The sequence below is a fragment of the Bradyrhizobium sp. AZCC 1721 genome (assembly GCF_036924715.1).
Lineage (GTDB): Bacteria > Pseudomonadota > Alphaproteobacteria > Rhizobiales > Xanthobacteraceae > Bradyrhizobium.
Genome location: NZ_JAZHSB010000001.1, coordinates 4,178,916 through 4,203,296, shown reverse-complemented (window position 1 = coordinate 4,203,296; position 24,381 = coordinate 4,178,916). Strand labels below are relative to the sequence as shown.

Genomic DNA, 24,381 nt, shown 5'->3' with positions numbered 1-24,381 from the left:
GCGGCGTTTCCGCTACTCTGCCGTGTCGATTCCGCAACTGGATCGCCGCTCCGACCTTCGGTAGGCTTGGTTTGCGAAAGCGGGAGATACGCCCGCACGTACCGGATGGAAACAGCGAGGGCAGGCCATGAAAATGCGCCCCACCGGCGTGATACCGCCAATGACGACGCCGTTCCGAAAGGACGGCGAGATTGATTTCAAACTCGTTGCTCCCCAGGTCGACTGGTTGATCGCGGCCGGTAGCCACGGCATGGCGGCCGGCGGTTCGACCGGGGAGGGGCATACGCTAGATCACGAGGAATATCGTGATCTGGTGGCGGCAACGGTGGAGGCCGCGAAAGGGCGCGCGCCCGTGATCGCCGGCATCATCGTCGATTCCACCCGTGATGCGATCCGGCGCGGCAAGCTCGTGCGCGACATGGATGTTGCAGCGCTGCAGGTGACGCCGGTGCATTATTTGTTCAAGCCGGACGAGCAGGCGATGGTCGACCATTTCCGCCGCATGGCCGACGAAACCGGTATGCCGATCATCATCTACAACGTCGTGCCCTGGTCCTATCTGTCGCCAGCGCTGCTGACGCGGATCATGAACGAGGTGCCGCTCATCGTCGGCGTCAAGCAGAGTGCGGGTGATCTGAAACTGTTTGCCGACCTCATGATGATGGCGCCGGACAAACTGATCTACAGCGCGGTCGATGCGCTGATGTACCCGTCCTATACGCTCGGCGCGCATGGTTCGATCGCGGCGATCCTGAGCGCCGCGCCGCATGCTTCCGTCGAGCTCTGGAATGTGGTCAAGGCAGGCAACCACGCTCGCGCACTAGAGCTGCACAAGAAACTGCTGACGCTGTGGAACGTGATCGTCTCGGACAATCTGCCGGCATGCACGCGCTATGCGCAGTCGTTGCAGGGGCTGCCGACGACATTCTCCCGCGCGCCGATGCCGGAAGCATCGCCCGCGCAGCAGGCCGCGATCCGGAAGGCGCTGGAGGGTTTGGGCGCGCTCGGCGGCTCGCGCGAGGCAGCAGAGTAATTCCGCTGCGCGAAAACGCCCTGTAAGACAATCGAGCCGCCCGTCTCGCGGACCGCTTTACCGGCAGCTCCCACCTGTTACTGTCGTTCCGCACGGGCTCCATGCCATGAGGGCCCCAACTCAAAAATTGAAAACCGAGGTAAGCGTCTCAATGAAGGATTTTGCCGGAAAGTTCGCCGTGATCACCGGGGGCGGCACGGGCATGGGCCGCGAGCTCGCGCGTCAGCTCGTGGCCGAAGGCTGCAATGTCGCGATGTGCGACGTCTCGCCGGAAGCGACGGCCGAGACCAAGCGGCTGTGCGAGGCGGAAAGGCTGCCGCGGGGCCTGCGCGTCACCACCCATGTCGCCGACGTTTCCATCGAGGCGCATCTGCAGCGCTTCCGTGACGAACTGATCGAGCAGCAGGCGACCGACAAGATCCATCTGTTGTTCAACAATGCCGGCATCGGCGGCGGTGGCAGCCTGTTCACCAACACGCGCGAGCAATGGGAGCGCACCTTCAACATCTGCTGGGGCGGCGTCTATCTCGGTGTTCGCACTTTTCTGCCGCTTATGATGAAGGCCGACGAGGCCCACATCATCAACACATCGAGTGTCAACGGCTTCTGGGCATCCGTGGGCCTGGGTGCCTCGCACACGGCCTACAGCGCCGCCAAGTTCGCAGTGAAAGGCTTTACCGAAGCGTTGATGACGGATCTGCGGCTCAACGCCCCGCACATCAAATGCTCTGTCGTGATGCCTGGGCATATCGGCACCTCGATCGTTGCCAATTCGCGCAAGATCCAGAGCGGCTCGGAATCCGATGAACTCAGCCCGAACGAGATCCTGGCGACCCGGCAGCGCCTGAAGGGCATGGGCATCGACACCGCGCCGATGTCGGACGACGATATCCAGAAGATCGCGCTCGACCGCGCGCGCTCTTTCCGCGAGGAGGCGCCGACCACGGCGGCGGCTGCGGCAAAAATCATCCTCGACGGCGTCAAGGCCGAGCGCTGGCGGATTCTCGTCGGCGACGATGCGCACAAGCTCGACGAGCGGGTACGGCAGGCCCCGGAGAAGGCCTACACGCCGGAGTTCTTCAAGAGCTTTACGGAAGAGGTCGGCTGGCGGCTCGGTTAGTGGACGATCGGTTCTGATGGAATCAGAACCGAAGCTCTGCATTCTGGACGTGCTTTCACGGCAACTGATGCCGCTCACGCGCGCGAGACGCGCTGACGCGAACCCGGGCGGTAGGCGAGGCGGGTGTGGCCCGAGCAATAGGGCATGCCTTCCACCGGCGTATTGCCGCAAAAGCAGAAATCCTCTGCGCCTGGCGTGCTGATCGGCCAGCGGCACCGCTCGTTGCTGAGTTCGAGCAGCGAGCAGCGCTGGTTGCTGGCGATTGGCTCTTCTTGCAGCGGCTGCGCGTTTTCGTAAACGGCCTGCAGTATTTGATATTGCAACCGGGGAATGGATTTCCGCGAACGCTCCCTGGCAGCCTTGGTCGGACGCGGTTCGGCGGGGGCGGGGCCGCGCGTCAGTTGCAGGCGCGAGAGTTTGCCGATCACGGCGTTACGGCTGACGCCGATGCTGGCCGCGATCTCGCGGCAGGTGAGGCCGGCTTCAAAATGGCTTTTCAGGAGTTCGACGCGATCGGTGGTCCAGGTCGGTATATTCGTAAGCATTTTCTCGGTTCCACATTCTGTGAAAACCGCCGCGTTGCTCCCGTCAGGACGTCTTGCCGTTGTCGCGGATTGCAAGCAGCCCATCCTTGATGGCGAGCCGAATGCCTTCCTCGATCAGGGTCCTTGCAACGCCGGGAACACTTGTGCCGTGGGTGCCCTGTCTCACCAATCTTTCCATATAAGCGATGGTCGAGAGCGCCAAGGTCACGGGAACGCGGTCGGTTTCGGCTTTTTCTGTAGCCATGGAGAACGCTAACTTTTAAATGCTGTACTGAAAAGTTACTATTTCGACTCTATTTAGTTTTACACACATGAGTCAAACGACTTGTGGATAGCTTTCTATCCATTTGAAAAAACATATCAAAAGTCGAAGTCGGGTTTGTGGATTAACCAAAGCGCCCGTGACGCGCAGCGCGCGGCAGTCTTAACGGCGGTTACAGGCGCGGCGAAACGATCCAGCCGTGCGGGCCATTTCCCCATTGCTTCGTGCTGCAGGGAATGCCGATGATGTCCTGGGACGGCGGCAAGGGCGCAATGACGGTAACGAACGGTCTCTACACCATTCATATCGAGATGACGGACGGCGGGCATGGCCGCGCGCACGGCGTGATTGTGCTGCGCGACGGCAAGATCGCCGGCGGTGACTCGTATTTCTATTACACCGGCTCTTACACCGCAGATCGCGGCAAGTGGCGCGGTGAACTGATCACCAACGAGCACACGAAATCGGTTGGCGCGCTGCCGCTGTTCGGCGGGCGCGAAGTCACTTGCGGCTTCAGCGGGTCGTACGCCGCCGATGGCGCGCAAGTGCAGGGGACTGCGTTGGTCGGAAAGACCAGCGTATTGTTCTACGCGCGGTTGAAGCTGCGCTCTCCTTTTTGAAGAGGCGCAGGTCGTCCGATCAGCCGTGCACGACCGCCTTCGCGATCATGCAGTGAATGCCCTTGGAGCCGTTTACGGTTTGCGTCACGCGCAAATCGGCGGCGAGGCTGCAGAGCGTGTAGGCATCCTCGCGCGACAGATTGCGCTTCTCGCCGAGCAGCACGATCATGTCGCGCAACGCCCGCACCACGCATTGATCGAGATCGGGGTCCATCGCCATTGTCATGTAATGGTCAGGCGTTTCCGCGCGGGGATAGGCGAGCCGCAGGCCCCTGCGCAGCGTCAGACGGAAGCGGCCCTGCAGCGCGGTCTCGATCGCGGTGACGCAGACTTCACCATCGCCCTGCACGCCGTGGCCGTCGCCGCAGGAGAACAGCGCGCCCGGCACGAACACCGGCAGATACAGCTTGGCGCCGGCGCCCAGCTCCTTGTTGTCGAGATTGCCGCCCATCGCGCGCGGGATCAGCGAGGTGATGCGGCCCCAGGCGGGTGGCGGCGCCACGCCCATCACGCCGAAAAACGGCTTGAGCGGCAGATCGAGCCCCCACGGCATCCGTCCCACCATCCGCTCGCGGTCGAGCGGAATGTTCAGGATCCGCGTTTCGTGAAAATCGTCGGGTAGCGTCCCCGCCAGCGGACGGATCAGATTGTAGCCCCAATCCTGCCGGAGCTGGACGTCGAGAATCTCGACCTCCAGCACGTCGCCGGGCTCAGCCCCTTCCACGGCGACCGGGCCGGTGAGAATGTGGCCCGGCAGCATCCGCTCGCTTCGCGCGTGAATGTCGGCAAGCTCGGGAGGTACGTGAAACTTGCTGCGATCAGGCACAACGTCCGGGCCGCCGGTCACGGTGTCGATGGTGACTTCGTCGCCGCTGGCGATGGTCAGGACGGGCTTCAATTTGGCTTCGAAGAAGCCCCAGTGGCAGGTTTCGGGGCTGGAATGCAGGTGATGATGGGGCATGCGAAAGGCTTTCTTGCCGGGAATGTCATGTTCAATTTGTCATTGCCGGACTTGATCCGGCAATCGATCATTTTCCAAATGGGCATTTTGCGAAGAAGGATGGATACGCGGGTCAAGCCCGCGTATGACGAGTTTGCTTATCCGTGAGGCTTGCCTTGTTTTTTGTCCTCTCCAAGACACTCGGCTTTCTGCTGTTACCGACGAATCTGCTGATCGGCGTAGGCTTCGTCGGCGCCATCCTGATGTTCACCCGCTTTGCATCGCTCGGCCGCAAACTGGTGATCGCAGCCGTTCTGCTGCTCGTCATTTGCGGATTGTCGCCGCTCGGGAACCTGCTGCTCTATCCGCTGGAGCAGCGCTTTCCGCCATGGGACGGGGCGCGCGGCGCGCCTGATGGCATCATCGTGCTCGGCGCGTCGATCGAAGCCGATCTTTCCACTGCGCACGGCAGGCCGGTGGTGCGCAGCTCGCCGGATCGCCTGATCGCGGCGGCCGCGCTGGCACACCGCTACCCAAAGGCGCGCATTGTTTTCTCCGGCGGCAGCGCGAATCTGATTTGGAACGACGCCAGGGAAGCCGATTTCGCTGGCGCCATTTTCGAAAGCCTCGGCATCGACAAGTCGCGGATGATCATGGAACGGGGTTCCCGCAACACGCAGGAGAATGCGGAATTCTCCAAGGCGCTGCTTGCGCCCAAGGAAGGCGAGCGTTGGCTGTTGGTGACCTCGGCCTTCCATATGCCGCGATCGATCGGCCTGTTCCGGAAGGCGGGATTTGCGGTCGAACCTTATCCCGTCGACTGGCGGGTCGGCGGACGTGACGACGTATTTGACTTCACCAATATCGCGATCGATGGACTGGGACGGACCGACGTGGCGGTGCGCGAATGGATGGGCCTGATCGCTTACCGCGCAACCGGCAAGATCGACGAGTTGTTGCCGGGTCCGGCAAAGTAGCAGCGGGCAGCCAGCCGGGCTACAATCGAAGGACAGGCGCCGGCTAAGCGCGCCGATTTGGGAGTTGACGCCATGCAACAGCAGATGCCGGGAACGCTCGATTTGGCCGGCATGGTGGCCGACCTGAACAGCCTGCTACGGCTAAAGACGACTGTGATCGGTATCAAGATGTTTGCCAGCGTCGAGCAGATGACGGCAATTCCAAAAATCCGGCGTCCCTCGGCGGTGCATACCACCGACCAGATCGTCAGCATGGCTTCGCGGCTCGGCTGGACCGTCGGCATCACCGGCGACGATCTGGTCGGCGCGCAATGCCGTGCGGTGATCGGGCTTGCTCCGCAGGACGAGAAGTGGCTCGCGGGGGAAAACTACGTCGGCGTCTGGCATGGCACCGCCGAAGACGCACGCAAGCGTCAGGAAGCGCTCGACGTTGTGCCCTTCGGCCAGTATGAAGCAATGGCAGTGAGCCCGCTCACCAGCGGGCGGCTCAATCCGCCGGATATTTGTCTGGTCTACGCAACGCCCGGTCAGATGATCATTCTGATCAACGGCCTGCAATATACCGGATACAAGAAATTCGAATGGGGCGTGGTCGGCGAGACCGCCTGCGCGGATTCCTGGGGCAGGGCGCTGAAGACTGGCGAGCCGTCGCTCTCGCTGCCGTGCTTTGCAGAACGGCGTTACGGCGGCGTGCCTGATGAGGAGATGCTGATCGCGCTCAAGCCGGTGCATCTTGCCAAGGCCATCGTAGGCATGAAGCAGCTCGCGAAGAACGGCCTGCGCTATCCGATCGCGCCCTATGGCATTCAGGCCGACGTGCGCGCCGGGATGGGCGTGTCCTACGGAAAGAAATAGGCTTGCGAAATGCAGCCGAAGCCGTCATTGCGAGCGCAGCGAAGCAATCCATGGTGCGGCAAGGCGAGAGTGGATTTGTTTCGTCGCTTCGCTCCTCGCAATGACGGCGATAATTATCGACCAGCAGGGAATCCAGAATGAACTCTTCGAAATTCGACATCGTCGTCTACGGCGCCACCGGTTTCACCGGCCAACTCGTCGCCGAATATCTCGCCGAGCATTACAAAGGTGACGGGAGCCTGAAATGGGCGATGGCCGGTCGCAGCAAGGACAAGCTCGCTGCCGTCCGTGACGCGATCGGTGCGGCTGCCGATACGCCGCTGATCGTGGCCGATGCGGCCGATCCTGCGTCGGTGAAGGCGATGGTGGAGCAGACGAAATCGGTGATTGCGGGTGTCGGTCCATATCAGCTTTACGGAAGCGATCTAGTCGCCACCTGCGCTGCAACTGGCACCGATTATCTCGACTATTGCGGCGAGCCGATCTGGATGCGTCAAATGATCGACGCGCACGAGGCGCAGGCGAAAGCAAGCGGGGCGCGCGTCATGTTCTCATGCGGCTTCGACTCGCTACCGTTTGAACTTGGCGCGTTCTTCGTCCAGACGGAGGCCAAGCGCGTGTTGGGTGTGCCCGCCTCTCGCGTCAAAGGTCGGGTGCGCGATATGCGCGGCACGCTCTCTGGCGGTACTGCCGCAAGCGCCAAGGCGACGTTCGATGCTGTCGCCAAGGATCTCAGCCTCATCTCCATCCTGAACGATCCCTTTGCGCTCACACCGGGATTCAGCGGCGTGCGACAGCCGCGCGGTAACAAGCCGGTTTACGAAGAAGATCTTCAATCCTGGGCCGCGCCTTTCATGATGGCCTTGATCAACACGCGCAACGTTCATCGCTCTAACATGCTTATGGGATTCCCGTACGGCCGCGAGTTCGTCTACGACGAGATGGTATTGACCGGTCCCGGCGATCAGGGAGAAGCGAACGCGAAGCTTGTGATGGCTGCGAACAACGAAAAGACCGGCCCCAATGCACGCAAGCCGGGCGAGGGGCCGTCGAAGGAAGAGCGGGAAAATGGCCTTTACGATTTGCTCTATGTCGCGATCGCGCCTGATGGAGGCCAAGTCCGTGCATCCGTGAAAGGCGACCGCGATCCCTACGGTTCGACCTCGAAGATGATCTCCGAATGCGCGATCTGCCTGCTGCGCGACGCGCCCGATGTCCCGGCCGGCATCTGGACGCCGGGTGCAGCGATGCAGCACAAGCTGATCAAGCGATTGGTTGATCACGCTGGGTTGACGTTCACGGTGGAGCAATAGCCTCGGATTGTAGTCGCACGGGTCGTCGGCACTATGAGCGCGGATCGGCACCCGCCTTCCAGCGTTCGGCGGCGACGAACATGCCCCACATCGTTCCCAGCATCATCCAGAAGTGCCGCCAATGGTCGGTATCGATGATGAAGCTCTCGCCGACCGTGCCGAGGAAGGCTGCGAAGATTGCCAGATAGGCCGGCTGCCAGGGCACGCGGACGAAGACATACCGGAAGCCCGTCAGAACCGTGACGAAGACCAGCGCCGGATAGCAGACGCCGGAGAGCCAACCGCCCGACATGAACGCGTTCAGGTACGAATTGTGGGTGTCTTCCGGGAAGTAGCGGGTGAACTGTAGCGGTCCGATGCCGAATGGCAGACCCAGCGCCATTTCTGCGCCGAGGATGTGCCGGCCGAACCGGCCGAAGCGGCCTTCGTCGTAGCTCTGGTCCAGGCTGGCGCGCTCCTTGAATAGCTGCGCAATCGAATCGAACGACAGCAGCACCGCAACCAGGGCGGCCGCCAGCACTACGGTAACGAGCGCCATCACGATGATGCGCGAGCGCTGCGACTGCGAGCGGCTGGTCAGCACCATCAATGCCAGCACGAAGCCCGAGGTGATGACAAGCATGCCCCACGCAGCGCGTGAGAACGCCAGGAGAATGGCCAACGATATGATGCCAAACACGATCGCGCTGCGGAACGCCTTGCCGAATTTGTCCGTGACCACGCTTTGCAGCACGAGCAGCGCCGGCAGGACCAGGAACGCGCCAAACACGTTCGGGTCCTTGAAGGTGCCGCGGGCGCGGTCATACAGCGTCAGCAGGTCGCGCCCGCCGGGGACGAGATTGAAGTAACCCGCGATGCCGGCGAGCGCCGCAATCATCGCGCCGACGATGAGGCCGCGCCGGAGCATGTCGAGCCGCGCCGCAGTATCCTCGGAAATCACCATCGCGAAGAAGAGGACCGTGATCGCCATATACCAGGAGGTCGCAATCCAGCTCGGCACATTGGGCCGATCCATGACGGCGACCGCACTGATGCTGTAGCCGAGGTTGAGCAGGAACAAGAGCAACAGCAGCGGCATGAACACCAGCCGCATCCGCGCGCCCGTTGCGAAGAAGATCACCGAGGCGGCAAGCGTCGCCAGCTCATAGGGGCTCGGCTCGATGAAGACGATGGCGATGGATGCACCCACCAGCCAAACCAGCGCGCGCTGCAGCGCGAGCACGCCGGGCGCGGCCGTTATCGATGGGAGCGATCCCCCGGCTGTCGCCGCATACGACATTACATACTCACGCAACTCAACAGAACAATCGAACCGCTGCTTTCGTCACAGCGAGCCAACGGTCGGCGCAAAGCGCCGCCCGTTGGCTCGCAATGACGGCTGGCGATCCTTCAATACGCGTTCTCGCTCTTGGTCATCAGTGCGATCGGCGTCTTGAGCAGGATGTAGAGATCGAGCAGCACCGACCAGTTCTCGATGTAATACAGGTCGAACTCGACGCGCTTCTGGATCTTCTCGTCGGTGTCGACTTCGCCGCGCCAGCCGTTGATCTGCGCCCAGCCGGTGATGCCGGGCTTGACGCGGTGGCGCGCGAAATAGCCGTCGACGGCTTCGTCGAACAGGCGGCTTTGCAACTTGCCTTGCACGGCGTGCGGGCGGGGCCCTACCAGCGACAAATTGCTCTTGAACACGACGTTAAAGAGCTGCGGCAGTTCGTCGAGGCTGGTCTTGCGGATGAAGCGCCCGACGCGGGTGACGCGCGGGTCATTCTTGGTCACGACCTTGGCGGCGGTCGGATCGGCCTGATGGTGGTACATCGAACGGAACTTGAAGACATCGATGCGCTCATTGTTGAAGCCGAAACGCTTCTGGCGGAACAGTATCGGCCCCGGGCTATCGAGCTTCACCGCAAGCGCGACCAACCCCATCACCGGCAGCCCCAGCACGAGGATCACGAAGCCGACGACGTGGTCGAACAGCCACTTCATCACCAGATCCCAGTCGGTGATCGGCGCCTCGAACACGTCGAGGGTAGGCACCTTGCCGAGATAGGAATAGGAGCGGGGACGGAAGCGCAGCTTGTTGGTATGGGCCGAAAGGCGGATATCGACTGGAAGCACCCACAGCTTCTTCAACATATCGAGAATGCGCGTCTCGGCCGAAATCGGCAGTGCGAACAGCACGAGGTCGATGCGGGTGCGGCGCGCAAACTCGACGATGTCGTCGACCTTGCCGAGCTTGGGACTGCCGGCGCAGGTGTCCATCGCGCGGTCGTCGTTGCGGTCGTCGAACACGCCGAGCACATGGATGTCGGAATCGTCCTGCGTCTTGAGCGCTTGGACGAGTTCTTCGCCATTCTGGTCCGCGCCCACGATGATGGTGCGGCGATCGAGCCGGCCCTGGCGGGCCCAGCGGCGCACCAGCGAGCGTAGGAACACACGCTCCGTGACCAGCGCCGCGAGGCCGCTCACGAAAAACGCCGCAAGCCACAGCCGCGAAATCTCGCTGCCGAGCTTCACGATGAAGGATGCGCCGATGAACAGCAGGAACACGAATGCCCAGGATGAAATCATCCGCGTCATCTGGCGAAGAAGGCCACGGAATAACTGCACCTGGTAGATATCGGCCGCCTGGAAGCAGATCACGGCCGTTGCCGCCATGCCGAAAATCGCCGCGAGAAATTCCCAGGAAAGGCCTCCGAGAGGCACGACGTAACCAAAATAGAGCGCGGTGCCGATCGCGCTCAACATCGCGAAATCGATCACGCGAACCACGCCTGCGATCACGATTGGCGAATAGGCGCGGCCAACTTTCTGATTGGTGACGGCGAGCGCCGCCGGAGACAGCCTGCGGCGCCGTTCGATCTGCGGATGATCGGCGCTGGCGTTCGCCGCGGCATCGAGCATCGAGCGTGCGTTAATCGGTTCCACTGGTCCACGTCCGTTCTTGAGCGGGCACACAGCAACGTGCCCGCCGGTGCGGAATTCCCCACACCACGGACTTACGGGACAAATCGGAAGAAACAGTTACGTTGGTAATTTTCGGTTAACGATTGGCAAACGCCTCGCGGTAGCCGGCAACAACGCCCTCGACCATCGCCTTCTGCGAAAAATGCTCGAAGATTCGTTCGCGCAGCGATTTGGCCCGCTCCATCGTCGCGGCCGGATCCTTCAGCGCGGCTTCGATGGCATCGGCCATGGCGGTGGCGTTGCTCGGCGCGAACAAGGCATCGCCATGGGAGCCGAAAATTTCGGGGATGCCGCCGACATTGGCGGCGACCATCGGAATGCCGGCGGCCGCCGCCTCGATCACGACGTAGGGCATCGAGTCTCCGCGGGAGGGAACCACCAGCAGCGAGCCCTTGGAGAAGCCGTAACGCGCCTTGACGTGGCCGATAAAGCGCACGGCCTCGCCGAGGCCTAGCCGCGCGACCTGGGCTTTGAGGCCTTCGCTTTCCTCTCCGTCGCCTGCGAGCGTGAGCGTCACCGGACGGCCGTTGACGCGCAGCCGCGCTACCGCATCGATCAGAAGGTCGGCGCCCTTGATGTGCCGGAACTCGCCGACATAGATCAGGTCGGTGGCGTCCTCCGCCTTGACGACGGGATCGAATTCACTGGCGGTGACGCCATTGAACACGCATCGCACCAGTCCCTTCGGCGTGCCGATGGTGCGCTGGTAGGTGTTGCGAGCAAACGCGCTTTCAAACAGGAACAGGTCGGTATCGTTCATCAGGGCGCGTTCGACACGGGCATAGATGTTGCCCTTCAGCGTCGACAGCGGATAGTGCAGCGAGCCGCCGTGCGGAGTGTAGACCCTGATCCTGTCGCGGGAAGCGGTCTTTAGGCGCATGAAGGTGCCGGCCTTGGCGCCGTGACCGTGCAGCACGTCTGGCTTCAATTGGCGCATCATGCGCTGGAACCGGGCCCACACCAGAAAGTCGGACGGCAGCGGCTCGCGGCGAATGGCGGTGCGGTGAACGCCGAGCTTGAGGCGCGGGGCGATTTCCGCCAGCGCCTGCTCGGCGCGTTCGCCGCCGGTGAGGCTATCGGCGATGATGCCGACGTGATGGCCGCGGTCGACCTGGCCGTTGGCGAGATCGAGGATATGGCGGAAGATGCCGCCGACCGGCGCGCGCGTCGCGTGCAGGATACGAAGCGGCCGACCGTCAACGACAGGCATCGAGACCGCCTTCAGATGCGACCGGAACCTGCGCGGTCGGGGTCAGGCAGCCCGCAAGCGTCAGCGCAGCCATCAGATATGGAATAGGGGCGAGCATGCCTCGCATTACAGGTATCCTGGAAAAGTATGCCGCGATTAAGGGCTTTGATGGTTAACAAAAAATGACTGCGCGCGCGAGGTGCTGCTCGGGCGCGCAGACAAGGCAAATTAACCCAGCGGCAACCATAATGAAGTGTAATCGACCCTGTCGAGTGGACCGATAGTTGCGTCCACGGGAGTGTGCGATGCGTTTGGCGTTCTGGCGCGCAGGCAAGGACAAGCCGGTGGTGCAGCAGGCAATGGCAGGGCCTGTGGCTTCGGCGCCGAAGCCCGTCGCCGCATCTGATTCCGGCGATCTCGATCTGCATGCGCTTGGTCAGGCGTTGATGCGCAGGCGGAGCTGGATCATCGTTCCGACATTGCTCGCGCTGGTGCTGTCGCTGGCCGCGGTCAACATGATCACGCCGCGCTACAAGTCGGAAGCACGCATCCTGGTCGACGGGCGCGAGAACGTTTTCCTGCGGCCGAACGGCGAGCGCAACGAGGAGCGCAGTGCGCTCGACGCCGAGGCCGTCACCAGCCAGGTGCAGTTGGTGCAATCGCGCGATCTGGCCCGCGAGATCATCAAAAAGAACAAGCTTGCCGAGCGTCCGGAATTCGATCCGGTGCTGCAGGGGTTGTCGCCGCTGAAGTCGCTGCTGGCGCTGGTCGGCATCGGGCGCGATCCGTTTTCGTTGACGCCGGAAGAGCGCGTGCTGGAAGCCTATTATGAGCGCTTCACGGCCTATGCGGTCGACAAGTCGCGGGTCATTGTCATTGAATTCCAGTCGCGCGATCCCGAACTCGCCGCGCGTGTCGCCAACTCGATCGCGGAAGGTTACCTGGTGCTGCAGCAGGACGCGCGGCAGCAGCAAGCGAAGTCCGCCAGCCAGTGGCTCTCGGGCGAAATAGAACACTTGCGCAAGCGCGTGGCCGAGGCCGAATCGCGGGTCGAGGATTTTCGCTCCAAGTCGAGCCTGTTCGTGGGCACCAACAACACCACGCTGTCCAACCAGCAGATGGGCGAGATCAACACGCAGTTGAACAACGCCCGCGCGCTGAAGTCGGACGCCGAATCCAAGGCGCGGCTGATCAAGGAGATGCTTCAGAGCGGCAAGCCGATCGAGGCTTCCGAGGTGCTCAATTCCGAACTGGTGCGCCGGCTGTCCGAGCAGCGCGTGACGCTGCGTGCGCAGCTCGCCGAGCAATCCTCGACGCTGCTCGGCGGTCATCCCCGCATCAAGGAATTGAAGGCCCAGCTTGCCGATCTCGATCGGCAGTTGCGCGAGGAGGCGGGCAAGGTGTCTCGCTCGCTGGAGAACGACGCCCGCATCGCCGGCGGCCGGGTTGAAGGCCTGACGGCGAGCCTCGATCAGTTGAAAAAACAGGCTTCTTCGACCAACGGCCAGGACGTGCAGCTCCGCGCGCTCGAGCGCGAGGCCAAGGCCCAGCGGGACCTCTTGGAATCCTATCTCGCCAAGTACCGCGAGGCCAACACCCGCGAGAATATCGAGGCGGCGCCGGCCGACGGTCGCATCATCTCCCGTGCCACCGTTTCCAACACCCCGGCCTATCCGAAGAAGCTGCCGATCATCTTGATCGCGACACTGGCGACCCTGCTGCTCACTTCGGGCGCGATCGCGACCGGTGAATTGCTACGCATGACCGCGCCGCGGACGCCCGGTGCTGCTCCGCCGGACGTTGTGCGTGAAATGGCACCCGAAATCGTACCCGAAGTCGTGCCCGAAGTCGTCTTGGCTTCTGCGCCGGAACCGGTACGTGCGGCGGCGATCGCGCCCGAGCTTCCTGTGGCGAACCTCGCTGAAGCGGATCACGTTTCAGAGCCAACGTTGAATGAGCCGCATGCCGACGCCCCTCACATGGATGCTGCGGCAGGGGACAGCGAGATCGAGCAACTGGCTGATGATCTGGTTGGCGCAGGCCCCGCGGCGCGCAAGGTCACCGTGCTCGGCACGGCATCGAGCGAGAGCATCACACAGACCGCACTGACGCTGGCGCGGCTGATGGCGCAGCAGGCAAAGATCGTGGTCGTCGATCTCGTGGCGTCCTCGCCGACGATGACGGCGGCGTCGGTCGATCCGGTGGCGCCGGGGCTTGCCGAACTGATGCAGGGCGAGGCCTCGTTTGCGCAGATCATCACCAAGGACCGGCTGTCGCGCGTTCATCTCGTGAGCGCGGGACGCCCCAGCTTCGACCGTGCGCAGCTTCAGTCACCGCGGCTGACGCTTGCGATCGACGCGTTGCTGCGGGTCTACGATCATGTGCTGCTGGATGCCGGCACCGCGTCCGATCTGCCGGCCGAACTCCTGACGTCGCAGGCGCGCGCGGTCGTGGTGCCCGAAGCGTCGATGGCGCAGGACGCGCGCGCGCTGATGTGCGATCAGCTCAAGGCGGTCGGCTTCTTTGAGGTGACGATGCTGAGCGGACCGTGTCAGCCTTCCGATGCCGTCGAGCCGGGTCCACGTGTGGTCGCGGCGTGAGGGGGTGATGTAGCCACGTCATTGCGAGGAGCGCAGCGACGAAGCAATCCATGCCTCCGCAAGCGGCGAAATGGATTGCTTCGCTGCGCTCGCAATGACGGGTGAGAGCGTTTGCCTAGACTAGCCAAACGCGCTGCGCAACTTTTGCGCCATCTCCAGCAGCGCCGGATTGTGCTTCACCAGCCGCTTGGTGCGGTTGAGGCCCGACATGACGCTGGCGGCAAGCTTGCCGCGCTGGCTGAGCGGGATGAAGCTGTCGAAGATCGGCTCGTCGCTCTTGCAGAACAGCCGCTTGTAGTCGTCCGATCCGATTCCGAGGTCGAGCGCGCGGTAACCCTGTGCGGCATAGTGGTCGATGATGTCGCGCATCAGGATCAGGCCGGGGCTGTACTTTGAATTCGCCGACATCGTGTAGGTGTTGAACATCATCGAGAACCGATGCCCGTCGGCGACGCCGGCAAAGATCGCGATCACTTCCTCGTCGCATTCCAGCGCGTGGATGTCGATGGCGTGCCTGCCGCCGGCGAGCGGCGCGGTGCAGGCGCTGCGGACGAATTCCTCGATCCCGGGATCGGCGAACACATTCGGCAGCTTCTGCTCGGCCATCCGCAGCGGCTTGACGCGGAAGAACCAGTCAAGCAGCCGGGTGATGTCGGCCTCTGACGACGCAATATGACTGCGATAGCCGGGCAAGGACTGGAGCTTGCGTTCCTTGCCCTTGAGGCGACGCCGGAACGAGGTGCTAACAAGCGCCGCGGGCGCGGCGCCAGGCTCCATCACCAATAGCGGGCAATCATTGGCGGACGGCTGATGCGGCAGCAGGGCAAGTGGATTGGGCAGATCGCGCCACCGAACCGGTTGCTGGTGCAGCGCGAGGACGTCGGCTTCGGACCGCTGCGATATCGCCGATATCAGGCCTTCGAGATCGGCTCGCGTTGTGCTTGCGGCGAAATCGCGATCGAACAGCGCCATGTTGAAAGTGGAATGCTTGCCGCCCATGAAACTGGCGCAGCGCGCGCCATAAGCGTGCCTGAGTGCGAGCGGAAGCAGCGCCAGCGGACGGCGTTCCGCGTCGTGGGCAATCACGATGAAGGGAACGAGGCCTTCGCGCGCGCCGACCTGCCGCTGCCAGGAGCTGAGGAAGTCGAATCGCTGATACGGCGTGAAGAAGGTTTGCCCACCTTCCAGGTTGCGCCAGACGGCTTCGGCCGCGGCGAGGTCCTGGACGATGTCGATGCCGGCGATACGGCTCGCCTTCGACCACCCATCTGCATCCGCCGTCCGGCCTTCAATCGAGGCAGCCATGGTCATCGCAGAGCCCGTGTTATATGAATTTGTTTACAATTTCGGCTTTGGCCGACCTTCGCAGGGAAATGTCAACAAAGGGTAATACGATGCGGGCGCGGCGGGGGCAGCGCGACCGCATGGTGAGGGCGGTACGTTTGGCGTCGGATTTCGGAATTTTGCGGCGGGCCGGGATGGAGCTCGCCTATTTCAGCGGCTATTTCAGGCTGAAGCAGCGGCAGCGCGGTGGCGCCGGCGTCATTTTGCGGTTCGAGCGCGTGCGTCCGCGGGATTCCCGGCCGTTTCAGCCCAATCGGTGGCGTGAAATCACGCCAGAATTTCTCGACCGGACGATCCGTGCGCTGAAGCGCTGGAACTTCGACCTGATCACGATGGACGAGGTGTGCCGGCGGGCGGTCACGCTGCCAAGGGCCAACCGGTTTGCCTGCCTGACGTTCGACGGCGGCTGTAAGGATGTCATCACGCAGGCCTATCCGGTGTTGTCGAAGCAGGGCGCGCCCTTCACCATCTACCTGCCCACCGCGTTTCCGGATGGGCTCGGCGAAGCCTGGTGGCTCGCGCTGGAAGAGATGATCGCGCGAGAGGATCGGATCAGCCTGGTGATCGACCGCAAGGAACGGCGTTTCGCAACGGGCAGCACGTCCGAGAAGCACGACACGTTCGAATTTCTCGCGAACTGGATGCGGACGCTGGCGCCGCCGGATCTTTCGTTCGCGATCCACGACCTCTGCACGCGCTACTCCGTCGATCTCGCGGCGCTGTCGCGCGCCGCCTCGATGGATTGGGACGATCTGGCCAAGCTCGCCGCCGATCCGCTGGTGACGATCGGCAGCGCAACGGTGAACTATTCCACACTGTCCAACCTGAAAGGGGCGGACGCGCAGCGCGAAATGACGATGGGCAAGGCGGTTGCGGAGACGGCCTTGCGCCAGCCCGTCAGGCATTTCGCCTATCCGTTCGGCGACCGGCAATCCTGGCGCCCGGAGCATGTCGTGATGGCGCAGGAGGCAGATTTCGCCAGCGCGGTATCGACGATCCCAGCCGTCGTCGAGGCCAGGGGGTTCACCAACCTGCACGCACTGCCCCGAATCGCTTGGGACGGCCGGCAGGGTTCGCTGCGCACGATGCGGGTATTGCTGTCAGGGATGATGTTTCCCGCGGTCAGGCCGGCCCGGGACAATTGGGTCTAGTCTAAGCGGCGCGATCGGGCCGCGACATCCAGCTCACGATCGGCATCGCCGGCAGCACCCATCCAAGCCCTGCCACGACATAGAAGATCGCCTGCAGCAGGCCTGAACTGGCCAGCCACGGCGTCTGGGCGATGGTCATGCCCAACAGCGACCACACCACGACCAGCACCAGCAAAGCGAGGGTTCCAAAGAATTTGCGGGTGCGTATCGTCATGTCGGATATATCAGGCTCGTGGCGGGTTGCGCGCAGGAAGGGGCGGACTATAAGGGGCGCGCCAATTCAATCAAGCGCGCCTTCGGGGCGAGCCAGGACGGATTTCAAAACGGGCTTTTATGACCGCTAGTTCCGCACAGCAGGCCCCGCATGCCAGCGCCGTCAGATGGTGGCTGATCGTGGTTGCCGCGCTGATTGCGGTCATGGTCTTGGTCGGCGGCGCTACGCGCCTGACGGAATCCGGATTGTCGATCGTGGAGTGGAAGCCGGTTACCGGCACGCTGCCGCCGCTCAACAAGGCGCAATGGGCGCAGGCGTTCGAGGGCTACAAGGCCATTCCACAATACCGCGAACTCAACGCCGGCATGAGCCTTGCCGAGTTCAAGACCATCTTCTGGTGGGAATGGAGCCATCGGCTGCTCGGACGCGTGATCGGCGCGGTCTACCTGCTGCCGTTCCTGTACTTTCTGTGGCGTGGCGCGTTCAGCGCCGAATTGAAGAAGCGGTTGTGGCTGATCTTCGGCCTCGGCGCGCTGCAGGGGGCGGTCGGCTGGTGGATGGTCGCCTCCGGCCTGTCCCAACGGACCGAGGTATCTCAATATCGGCTGGCGACGCATCTGGTGCTGGCGCTGATCATTTTTGCGTCGATCATCTGGACGCTGCGGCGGATGCGTGCGCGTCCGCAACCTGCGGCGGCGCCACGACTGAAGATAACCGCCGTGGCCTTGCTGGCATTGACCTTCCTGCAGCTCTATTTCGGCGCGCTGGTCGCGGGCCTGCGCGCAGGCCGGGTGTACAACACCTGGCCCGAGATCGATGGCGCCTTCATTCCATCAGCGGCGCGGCTGTTCTTCGAAGAGCCGTGGTGGCGCAATCTGTTCGACAACACGCTCACTGTGCAGTTCGAACACCGCATGACTGCCTACGCGCTGCTGGCGCTGGCGGTCTTTCATGCGGTCGATAGCGTGAGGTCACGGGCCGGTGTTGCCGTGGTCGGCGGCGCCTGGTCTTTGGTGACGGCGATCGCGCTGCAGGCCGGGCTCGGCATTCTGACGCTACTGCATCAGGTGCCGATCGATCTCGCGCTGGCGCATCAGGCCACAGCCATCGTGGTCCTGACGCTGGCGGTTCTGCAGACCGAGCGCCTGGTTGCGCGGCGTACCGAGCACGATAGGCAGAAGCTGGCGATGCCGCTCGGACAGCCCGGCTGAAATTGAGCAATTCTAATCTGCTGTCATTGCGGGAAGTGCCCGATTTGCAGGGGTTTCTTGCTGCGCGACGGCCTTGACGCATCTGGGTGGCGTGCGACCGCTTTACTTGAATCGTTTGGACGATAAAACGAGCCAAAACAAAGGTTCAGTTTCATGTCGTCAGCTTTCATCCAGGCCGCCATCATACTGCTTCGTGAGGGGCTCGAAGCCATGCTGGTGATCGCGGCACTCGCGGGCTACCTGACCAAGGCCGGTGCCGCCCACCGCATTCAGGCGCTGTACGGCGGCGCGCTCGCCGCGGTCGGCGCCAGCTTCGTCGCCGCCTGGCTGTTTGCGGTGCTGAACTCCGGCGACCACAGCGATATCCTCGAGGGCGTCATCATTCTCATCGCCGCCGCCCTGATGCTCTATGTCAGCGGCTGGCTGATGGTGAAGCAGGACCCGCGCGGCTGGCAGGATTATCTCGCGCATAAAGCCGACCGCGCACTGTCGCAGGACACGGTGTGGGCGGTCGGCGCACTGGCTTTCCTCGCGGTGTTCCGGGAGGGTGCCGAAACCGTGCTGTTCATCCATGCGCTGGCGAAGACCGAGGGCGGCTGGAGCGCGGGCCTGTTCGCCGGGCTTGCGGTGGCGATGGTGGGCCTCGCCGTGCTGTTCTATTTCATCAACCTGATTGCGCGGAAGCTTCCGCTGCGGCCGCTGTTCATCGTCACCTCGGCGTTCCTGTTCGTGATGGCGATCAAGTTCATCGGCGAGGCGGTGCAGGAGTTCCAGGAACAGGCGATCATCACGGTCACCGAGGTGAAGGGCTCGGCGTTTCTGACCGCGATCGGCCTGAATCCTTCCATGGAAGCGCTGTCGATCCAGGGCCTAGTGGTCCTGTTTGCGCTGGCGAGCTATTCGGTGGTCCAGCGCAACAACCGCCTGATGCGCGAGGACAAGGCAATGCGTGCGGCTGAGTAGTCCGCCGAGAGCTACGCTGCCTGCCGATTGAGTCCGAGATAGTCGAGGCCGATATCGAGCGCGGCGGAGCTGTGAGTCAGCCAGCCGGCGGAAATCAGATCGACGCCAGTTGCCGCGATCGCTTTGGCCGTCTCGGCCGTGATGCGGCCGGAGGCTTCGGTGATCGCCCGACCGCCGGTCATCGCCACCGCCTGCCGCAGCTCCTCGACCGCCATGTTGTCGAGCAGGACGGCATCGACGCCGATCGCGAGCGCCTGTTCAAGCTGGGCTAGCGTATCCACCTCGACCTCGATCTTGACGAGGTGGCCGGCATGCGCCTTTGCGCGTTCGATCGCGATCCTGATATCGCCGGCCAGTGCGATATGGTTGTCCTTGATCAGAATGGCGTCGTCGAGCCCAAAGCGGTGATTGCTGCCACCGCCGGCGCGGACCGCATATTTTTCCAGCGCGCGCAGCCCGGGCGTCGTCTTGCGGGTACAGACGATGCGCGCCTTGGTGCCTTGCGCGGCCGATACCAGCGAGGCCGTTGCGGTCGCGACGCCGCTGAGGTGGCAGAGAAAATTCAGCGCCGTCCGTTCGCCGGTCAATAGTCCGCGTGCCGGCCCCTCGATAGCGGCGATCACATCTCCCGGCGCCACCACGCTGCCGTCAGGGCGCTCCGCTTCGAGTTGGATGGCAGGATTGACGAGCTGAAATGCACAGCACGCGATGTCGAGCCCGGCCACGACGCCGGGCTGGCGCGCGCGCAGCACCAGCGAGGCGCGCTTGTCCGTCGGAACGATCGCGTCTGCGGTGATATCGCCGGCGCGGCCCAAGTCTTCCAGCAGGGCGGTTCGAACCGCCGGCTCGTACACGACAGGCAGAAGCGGGGTTAGTGTCAAGGCTGGGCACTCCCGGCAAACAGCGAACCGGTTTCAACGATGTCGCGCGCGGCGTCGAGTGCGTCCGCGAGCGAGATGGATGAGGATACGGCCGAAGGCAGGACATCGGGGAAGTCGGTGCGAAAATGCCCGCCGCGGCTTTCCTCGCGCCGCCAGGCGGCGACCGCGATCATCAATCCCACCAGCGCGGGATCGGCTGCCGCACTTCTGCCGTTGGCGAGCGGATGGAGGCTGCGGATCGCGCGCTCTATGCCGTGCCGGTCGCGGAGCACGCCAAGGCCTTGCGACAGGATCGGCCGTATGGCCGAAGGATCGGACGCGGGCGCAGGTGCGTTGGCCACGCGCGCTTTCAGCGGGCCGTGGCTCGCGCCGGTGACGCTCTCTGCAACCCATTGCGCACAGACGATGGCTTCCATCAGCGAATTGCTGGCGAGCCGGTTGGCGCCATGCAGCCCGGTGCGGCCGACCTCGCCGTAGGCCCAGAGGCCGTCCACGCTGCTGCGGCCTTCGCCATCAACGGCGATACCGCCCATGTGGTAGTGCACCGCCGGCCTCACCGGAATCGGATCGGCCGCGGGATCGATCCCGGCCATTTTGCAGAAGGCGGAGATGACGGGATAGCGTTCTGCAAATTCCGCTCCCGGATGTTTGCGCGCGTCGAGGAAAACGCGATGCCCCTCCGCGCGACGGCGCCAGACCGCGCGCGCGACGATGTCGCGGGGCGCGAGCTCGGCACCTGGCTGATCCGCCATGAAGCGCTGCCCGGTATCGTCGATCAGGATGGCGCCATCGCCGCGCACGGCCTCGGTCACCAGCGGCATCGGGCGCGACGGCCCGTCGAAGGCGGTCGGGTGAAACTGGATGAACTCGAGATCGGCGAGCAGCGCGCCTGCGCGCGCCGCCAGCGCCAGTCCCTGGCCGTAGCAGCCGGCAGGATTAGTGCTGTCGAGGAACAGTCCACCGATACCGCCCGTCGCGATCACGACACGACCGGTATCGATCACCAGCGGCCTCTGCGCGTTCACCGCGAGCACGCCCCTGATGGCGTTATCCTCGACGATCAGGCTGCGCGCCTCGACGCCCTCCAGCAGCGTGACCGACGGACAGCGGCGTACCGCTGCAATCAGCGCGCGCATGATCTCGCGACCCGTGCCGTCGCCGGTGGCGTGCACGATCCGGTTGCGGCTGTGGGCGGCTTCGAGGCCAAGCCGCCAGCCGCCATCGGGCGTACGATCGAAGGCAACGCCAAGCCGTGCGAGATGTTCGACTGCGGCAGGCGCGGCCTGAACGACCCGGCTCGCAATGGCCTCGTCGCACAGGCCCGCGCCAGCGGCCAGCGTATCGGCCAGGTGCAGGGCAGGGTCGTCATCCTCGCCCATCGCTGCGGCCAATCCGCCTTGTGCCCACAGGCTCGAGGCTTCCGCGCCGAGCGGTGCCTTCGACAGCAATACGACCGGCTCGGGCGCCATCTGAAGCGCCGTCATCAATCCGGCGGCGCCGCCGCCGATGATGACGGGACGGTGATTGAGCGCTGAAATCTCGGTGCTCATAGCGCCAGCATCCTTTCGACCGCGCGACGGGCGGGCGCAGCGATCGCGGGATCGATCGTTACCTCATGCCGGCCGGTTTCCAGCGCATGGCGGATGTTCTTCAGTGTGATCCGCTTCATGTGCGGACAGAGATTGCAGGGCCGGATGAACTCCACGTCGGGATGGAGCACGGAAACGTTGTCGCTCATCGAGCATTCCGTCAGCAGCACGACGCGGGGCGGCCGCTGCTTGCCGACGTAATCCGACATCGCGGCCGTGGAGCCGGAGAAATCGGCTTCCGCCACCACTTCGGGCGGGCACTCCGGATGCGCCAGGATGGTCACATCAGGATGATTTTCGCGCAGTTGCCGGACGTCGGACGCCGTGAACAGCTCGTGCACCTCGCAATGGCCCTTCCATGCGATGATCTTCACGTCCGTCTGCGTGGCGATGTTCTGGGCGAGGTACTCATCCGGCAGCATGATCACCCGCTCCACGCCGAGCGACTCCACGACCTTGAGCGCGTTGCCGGAGGTGCAGCAGATGTCGGATTCCGCCTTCACCGCGACCGAGGTGTTGACATAGGTGACGACGGGAACGCCGGGATAACGCTGGCGCATCAACCGGACGTCCTGCGCGGTGATGGAATCCGCCAGCGAACAGCCGGCCGCAAGGTCGGGGATCAGCACGGTCTTTTCCGGATTCAACAGCTTGGCCGTCTCGGCCATGAAGTGCACGCCGGCCAGCACGATGATGTCGGCATTAACCTTGGTGGCTTCGCGCGCCAGCAGCAGGCTGTCGCCGACGATGTCGGCGACACCGTGGAAGATTTCAGGTGTCTGATAGTTATGCGCCAGGACGACGGCGTTGCGCTCGCGCTTGAGCGCCAGAATGGCGTCGACATCGTCGGCAAAGACGGCCCATTCAGGCGGCGGGATGACCCGTTTGACCCGATCGTAAAGCGGCGCGGTGCGGGCGAGCGCTGAGGAGCTGAGGTTGGCCATTTATACTCTCCGTGAGTATATCTTGGCTTATACTTATCCTGAGCATAATCGAAGTCAAGTGCGCGATAAGGGAAGTTTGGTTCCGGCGATCGCCCGCTCGGCCAGCACGCCGTGGCGGAACCTGAACAATTTGGCGGGGCGGCCGACGGTGTCGGCGGCGATTGCGCCAGTTTCCTCAACGAGTTGCTGCTGCTCGATCAGGCGCCGAAAATTCTGTTTGTGCACCAGCCGGCCTGCAAGCGCCTCAACGCTGCGTTGCAGTTGCAGCAGGGTGAATTCCGCCGGCATCAGTTCGAACACCACGGGGCGGTATTTGATCTTGGCGCGCAGGCGCGCGATCCCGGTGGCAAGAATGCGGCGATGATCTCCGGTCATTGGCTTACCCGGGATGACGGTCGTGGCGGCCGCGCCGTCACGCACCGCTTCCGGGATCAAGCCGGCTTCATAGAGCAGCTCATAGCGCTGCAGCACCAGCTCCTCGTTCCATTCGCGATCGTCGAGGCCAAACGTGATGGCGGCGCGCTGCCAGCGTTGGCGCTGCAGGCCGGTGGTCTCAGCGGATTTCGCCCACGCCCGCAGCCGCGACGCCAATGTCTTGGCCAGTGAAGCGGGAAGGCCGGCCCGGCGATCCTCCCATGGAAAATACTCGTACCAGCCGGACCAGTGCGCCTCAAAACCCTGGCCGACCTTGTCTTCACGAGTCAGGCCCAGATAGCTGATCGAGATCGAATGCGGTGACTTGGCATCTCCTGCGCGCCCACGATCGGCAAACGTGTAGAGCTGCTCGACATAGCCGAGCGGATGGCCGGTCTGCGCCTCGACCCAAGCCCGCAATCCCGTCTGCAGCGAACGGTGCGCGAATTCGAATGGGCCGCTCGGCAGCGCGCCATCGTTGGCGATGGTCATGATCTTGGGCTCGCCCTCGGTGACGGCGACGAGGACGGCGACCAGATCCGCCGTGACCGCGTTGGCAGAACCTGTTGCCCTGTCTTTCTTCAATGCCCCTGCCACCTCTGTTGTCCGTCTCCGTCGCTGATGGGCCGTTAGCAATATCCGTACACGCCGCAGGCGTAGGGCAGGCGAGCCCAGTAGGGTGTATAGGAGCCGCCATAATAAGGGCCGTCATAGCTGTAGGAATGGCTCGTTCCGTAATATCCGGGCAGCGTCGACGACCCGGGCAGCAATGGCGTACCCCTGACCAGCGGCACGTAGGGCATCACGCCCACCGGCTTGATCAGCACTTCGGGCTCGTCTTCGGCGACGACCACCAGTTGGCGGCCGCGCCGCACGTAGAGCGGTGCGGCGGGGGCGACCGTGGTTCGGTAATTGTAATGCGCCCGGGGTAGGCCCGGCGGCAAATTGCTGGCGGCACGAACCGTGGCGCGCTTGGTGGCGGCGGGGCCGTCGGCGGCGACAGCGGTTCCGATCACGAACGTCGCAATCAGCAATGACATCGTCCAGCGCAGCATGGTTGGCTCCGAATCGTTCGGGGGCGGGTCCTCGCCACTTTATGCCGGAATGACCTTTAATGAGAGGCTTGTTACGGCGGGTTGGGGTAGACGATCGGGCGACTGCCCGCTCCGTCATTGCGAGCGCAGCGAGGCAATCCATCTCTCCGCTCGGGGATACAATGGATTGCTTTGTCGCTTCAGCGCAAAATTGC

At 63.4% G+C, this 24,381-nt stretch carries 22 protein-coding genes and 1 pseudogene; 10 read left to right on the top strand and 13 right to left on the bottom strand.

Annotated elements, in window-relative coordinates:
• Positions 1-127 precede the first annotated feature (127 nt).
• The gene (locus V1273_RS20110; RefSeq protein ID WP_334363059.1) at positions 128-1,033 is read left to right on the top strand and encodes a dihydrodipicolinate synthase family protein; all 906 of its coding nucleotides are present in this window, start codon (positions 128-130) and stop codon (positions 1,031-1,033) included.
• Between the two features lie 151 nt (positions 1,034-1,184).
• A complete protein-coding gene (locus V1273_RS20105) occupies positions 1,185-2,153 on the top strand; it encodes an SDR family oxidoreductase (protein ID WP_334382013.1) in 969 nt (322 codons plus the stop codon).
• A 74-nt stretch (positions 2,154-2,227) separates the two neighbouring features.
• On the opposite strand, the gene V1273_RS20100 is transcribed toward V1273_RS20105, so the two are convergent.
• Both V1273_RS20100 and V1273_RS20095 read right to left on the bottom strand, forming a co-directional pair.
• Positions 2,228-2,698: a GcrA family cell cycle regulator gene (locus V1273_RS20100; protein ID WP_334410648.1), complete on the bottom strand. Its 471-nt coding sequence runs from the start codon at positions 2,696-2,698 to the stop codon at positions 2,228-2,230.
• A gap of 43 nt (positions 2,699-2,741) precedes the next feature.
• Positions 2,742-2,942 (bottom strand): hypothetical protein, encoded by a 201-nt coding sequence (locus V1273_RS20095; protein ID WP_057845825.1) that lies wholly within the window; start codon positions 2,940-2,942, stop codon positions 2,742-2,744.
• A 260-nt stretch (positions 2,943-3,202) separates the two neighbouring features.
• Between V1273_RS20095 and V1273_RS20090 the strand changes: the two genes are divergently transcribed.
• Complete coding sequence (locus V1273_RS20090; RefSeq protein WP_334363055.1) at positions 3,203-3,580, top strand: GrlR family regulatory protein; 378 nt, start codon at positions 3,203-3,205, stop codon at positions 3,578-3,580.
• A gap of 19 nt (positions 3,581-3,599) precedes the next feature.
• On the opposite strand, the gene V1273_RS20085 is transcribed toward V1273_RS20090, so the two are convergent.
• Positions 3,600-4,541, bottom strand: coding sequence for an acetamidase/formamidase family protein (locus V1273_RS20085; protein ID WP_334410647.1), 942 nt, complete (start codon positions 4,539-4,541; stop codon positions 3,600-3,602).
• A 155-nt stretch (positions 4,542-4,696) separates the two neighbouring features.
• Between V1273_RS20085 and V1273_RS20080 the strand changes: the two genes are divergently transcribed.
• The 3 genes from V1273_RS20080 (at position 4,697) to V1273_RS20070 (ending at position 7,665) form a co-directional block, all read left to right on the top strand.
• Positions 4,697-5,497, top strand: coding sequence for a YdcF family protein (locus V1273_RS20080; RefSeq protein WP_334363052.1), 801 nt, complete (start codon positions 4,697-4,699; stop codon positions 5,495-5,497).
• A gap of 72 nt (positions 5,498-5,569) precedes the next feature.
• Positions 5,570-6,352, top strand: a complete 783-nt coding sequence (locus V1273_RS20075) for a DUF169 domain-containing protein (protein ID WP_334410646.1) — start codon at positions 5,570-5,572, stop codon at positions 6,350-6,352.
• A 137-nt stretch (positions 6,353-6,489) separates the two neighbouring features.
• Positions 6,490-7,665, top strand: coding sequence for a saccharopine dehydrogenase family protein (locus V1273_RS20070; RefSeq protein ID WP_334410645.1), 1,176 nt, complete (start codon positions 6,490-6,492; stop codon positions 7,663-7,665).
• 31 nt (positions 7,666-7,696) lie between these two features.
• On the opposite strand, the gene V1273_RS20065 is transcribed toward V1273_RS20070, so the two are convergent.
• The 3 genes from V1273_RS20065 to V1273_RS20055 all read right to left on the bottom strand — a co-directional run bounded on the left by V1273_RS20065 (position 7,697) and on the right by V1273_RS20055 (position 11,842).
• The gene (locus V1273_RS20065) at positions 7,697-8,944 is read right to left on the bottom strand and encodes an O-antigen ligase family protein (protein WP_334363049.1); all 1,248 of its coding nucleotides are present in this window, start codon (positions 8,942-8,944) and stop codon (positions 7,697-7,699) included.
• 110 nt (positions 8,945-9,054) lie between these two features.
• The gene (locus V1273_RS20060; RefSeq protein WP_334412245.1) at positions 9,055-10,569 is read right to left on the bottom strand and encodes an undecaprenyl-phosphate glucose phosphotransferase; all 1,515 of its coding nucleotides are present in this window, start codon (positions 10,567-10,569) and stop codon (positions 9,055-9,057) included.
• Positions 10,570-10,708: 139 nt separating this feature from the next.
• On the bottom strand, positions 10,709-11,842 hold the full coding sequence (locus tag V1273_RS20055) for a glycosyltransferase family 4 protein (RefSeq protein ID WP_334410644.1): 1,134 nt from the start codon (positions 11,840-11,842) through the stop codon (positions 10,709-10,711).
• A gap of 284 nt (positions 11,843-12,126) precedes the next feature.
• Between V1273_RS20055 and V1273_RS20050 the strand changes: the two genes are divergently transcribed.
• Positions 12,127-14,421 (top strand): GumC family protein, encoded by a 2,295-nt coding sequence (locus V1273_RS20050; protein ID WP_334410643.1) that lies wholly within the window; start codon positions 12,127-12,129, stop codon positions 14,419-14,421.
• A 120-nt stretch (positions 14,422-14,541) separates the two neighbouring features.
• On the opposite strand, the gene V1273_RS20045 is transcribed toward V1273_RS20050, so the two are convergent.
• The gene (locus V1273_RS20045; protein ID WP_334410642.1) at positions 14,542-15,732 is read right to left on the bottom strand and encodes a GNAT family N-acetyltransferase; all 1,191 of its coding nucleotides are present in this window, start codon (positions 15,730-15,732) and stop codon (positions 14,542-14,544) included.
• A 131-nt stretch (positions 15,733-15,863) separates the two neighbouring features.
• Between V1273_RS20045 and V1273_RS20040 the strand changes: the two genes are divergently transcribed.
• Positions 15,864-16,916, top strand: coding sequence for a polysaccharide deacetylase family protein (locus V1273_RS20040; RefSeq protein ID WP_334412244.1), 1,053 nt, complete (start codon positions 15,864-15,866; stop codon positions 16,914-16,916).
• 1 nt (position 16,917) lies between these two features.
• On the opposite strand, the gene V1273_RS20035 is transcribed toward V1273_RS20040, so the two are convergent.
• Positions 16,918-17,130, bottom strand: a complete 213-nt coding sequence (locus tag V1273_RS20035) for a DUF2842 domain-containing protein (protein WP_057844248.1) — start codon at positions 17,128-17,130, stop codon at positions 16,918-16,920.
• Positions 17,131-17,249: 119 nt separating this feature from the next.
• On the opposite strand from V1273_RS20035, the gene V1273_RS20030 reads away from it, so the two are divergent.
• The gene (locus tag V1273_RS20030; protein ID WP_334410641.1) at positions 17,250-18,341 is read left to right on the top strand and encodes a COX15/CtaA family protein; all 1,092 of its coding nucleotides are present in this window, start codon (positions 17,250-17,252) and stop codon (positions 18,339-18,341) included.
• A gap of 150 nt (positions 18,342-18,491) precedes the next feature.
• A pseudogene (locus tag V1273_RS20025) lies at positions 18,492-19,304 on the top strand (FTR1 family iron permease); the annotation flags it as partial.
• 11 nt (positions 19,305-19,315) lie between these two features.
• Here V1273_RS20025 and nadC read toward each other — a convergent pair.
• From nadC to V1273_RS20000, 5 genes are read right to left on the bottom strand one after another with little or no spacing between them, the layout of a single operon-like run.
• Positions 19,316-20,185 carry a carboxylating nicotinate-nucleotide diphosphorylase gene (nadC, locus tag V1273_RS20020; RefSeq protein WP_334410640.1) on the bottom strand — a complete coding sequence of 290 codons (870 nt, stop codon included), beginning with the start codon at positions 20,183-20,185 and terminating at the stop codon, positions 19,316-19,318.
• A complete protein-coding gene (locus V1273_RS20015; RefSeq protein ID WP_334410639.1) occupies positions 20,182-21,735 on the bottom strand; it encodes an L-aspartate oxidase in 1,554 nt (517 codons plus the stop codon). Before V1273_RS20015 ends, nadC begins: the two co-directional genes overlap by 4 nt.
• The gene (nadA, locus tag V1273_RS20010) at positions 21,732-22,718 is read right to left on the bottom strand and encodes a quinolinate synthase NadA (RefSeq protein ID WP_334410638.1); all 987 of its coding nucleotides are present in this window, start codon (positions 22,716-22,718) and stop codon (positions 21,732-21,734) included. Before nadA ends, V1273_RS20015 begins: the two co-directional genes overlap by 4 nt.
• Positions 22,719-22,772: 54 nt before the next feature.
• Entirely contained in the window at positions 22,773-23,717 is a 945-nt protein-coding gene (locus V1273_RS20005) for an NUDIX hydrolase (protein ID WP_442893753.1), read from the bottom strand.
• Between the two features lie 44 nt (positions 23,718-23,761).
• Positions 23,762-24,187, bottom strand: coding sequence for a hypothetical protein (locus V1273_RS20000; RefSeq protein WP_334382027.1), 426 nt, complete (start codon positions 24,185-24,187; stop codon positions 23,762-23,764).
• Positions 24,188-24,381 lie beyond the last annotated feature (194 nt).

Coding starts and splice junctions, on each gene's coding strand:
- V1273_RS20085 (WP_334410647.1), bottom strand. CDS start 4,541: ATGCCCCATCATCACCTGCATTCCAGCCCCGAAACCTGCCACTGGGGC.
- V1273_RS20095 (WP_057845825.1), bottom strand. CDS start 2,942: ATGGCTACAGAAAAAGCCGAAACCGACCGCGTTCCCGTGACCTTGGCG.
- V1273_RS20035 (WP_057844248.1), bottom strand. CDS start 17,130: ATGACGATACGCACCCGCAAATTCTTTGGAACCCTCGCTTTGCTGGTG.
- V1273_RS20070 (WP_334410645.1), top strand. CDS start 6,490: ATGAACTCTTCGAAATTCGACATCGTCGTCTACGGCGCCACCGGTTTC.
- V1273_RS20110 (WP_334363059.1), top strand. CDS start 128: ATGAAAATGCGCCCCACCGGCGTGATACCGCCAATGACGACGCCGTTC.
- V1273_RS20050 (WP_334410643.1), top strand. CDS start 12,127: ATGCGTTTGGCGTTCTGGCGCGCAGGCAAGGACAAGCCGGTGGTGCAG.
- V1273_RS20055 (WP_334410644.1), bottom strand. CDS start 11,842: ATGCCTGTCGTTGACGGTCGGCCGCTTCGTATCCTGCACGCGACGCGC.
- V1273_RS20015 (WP_334410639.1), bottom strand. CDS start 21,735: ATGAGCACCGAGATTTCAGCGCTCAATCACCGTCCCGTCATCATCGGC.
- V1273_RS20075 (WP_334410646.1), top strand. CDS start 5,570: ATGCAACAGCAGATGCCGGGAACGCTCGATTTGGCCGGCATGGTGGCC.
- V1273_RS20105 (WP_334382013.1), top strand. CDS start 1,185: ATGAAGGATTTTGCCGGAAAGTTCGCCGTGATCACCGGGGGCGGCACG.
- nadA (WP_334410638.1), bottom strand. CDS start 22,718: ATGGCCAACCTCAGCTCCTCAGCGCTCGCCCGCACCGCGCCGCTTTAC.
- V1273_RS20045 (WP_334410642.1), bottom strand. CDS start 15,732: ATGACCATGGCTGCCTCGATTGAAGGCCGGACGGCGGATGCAGATGGG.
- V1273_RS20060 (WP_334412245.1), bottom strand. CDS start 10,569: ATGCTCGATGCCGCGGCGAACGCCAGCGCCGATCATCCGCAGATCGAA.
- V1273_RS20030 (WP_334410641.1), top strand. CDS start 17,250: ATGACCGCTAGTTCCGCACAGCAGGCCCCGCATGCCAGCGCCGTCAGA.
- V1273_RS20090 (WP_334363055.1), top strand. CDS start 3,203: ATGATGTCCTGGGACGGCGGCAAGGGCGCAATGACGGTAACGAACGGT.
- V1273_RS20000 (WP_334382027.1), bottom strand. CDS start 24,187: ATGCTGCGCTGGACGATGTCATTGCTGATTGCGACGTTCGTGATCGGA.
- V1273_RS20100 (WP_334410648.1), bottom strand. CDS start 2,698: ATGCTTACGAATATACCGACCTGGACCACCGATCGCGTCGAACTCCTG.
- V1273_RS20065 (WP_334363049.1), bottom strand. CDS start 8,944: ATGTCGTATGCGGCGACAGCCGGGGGATCGCTCCCATCGATAACGGCC.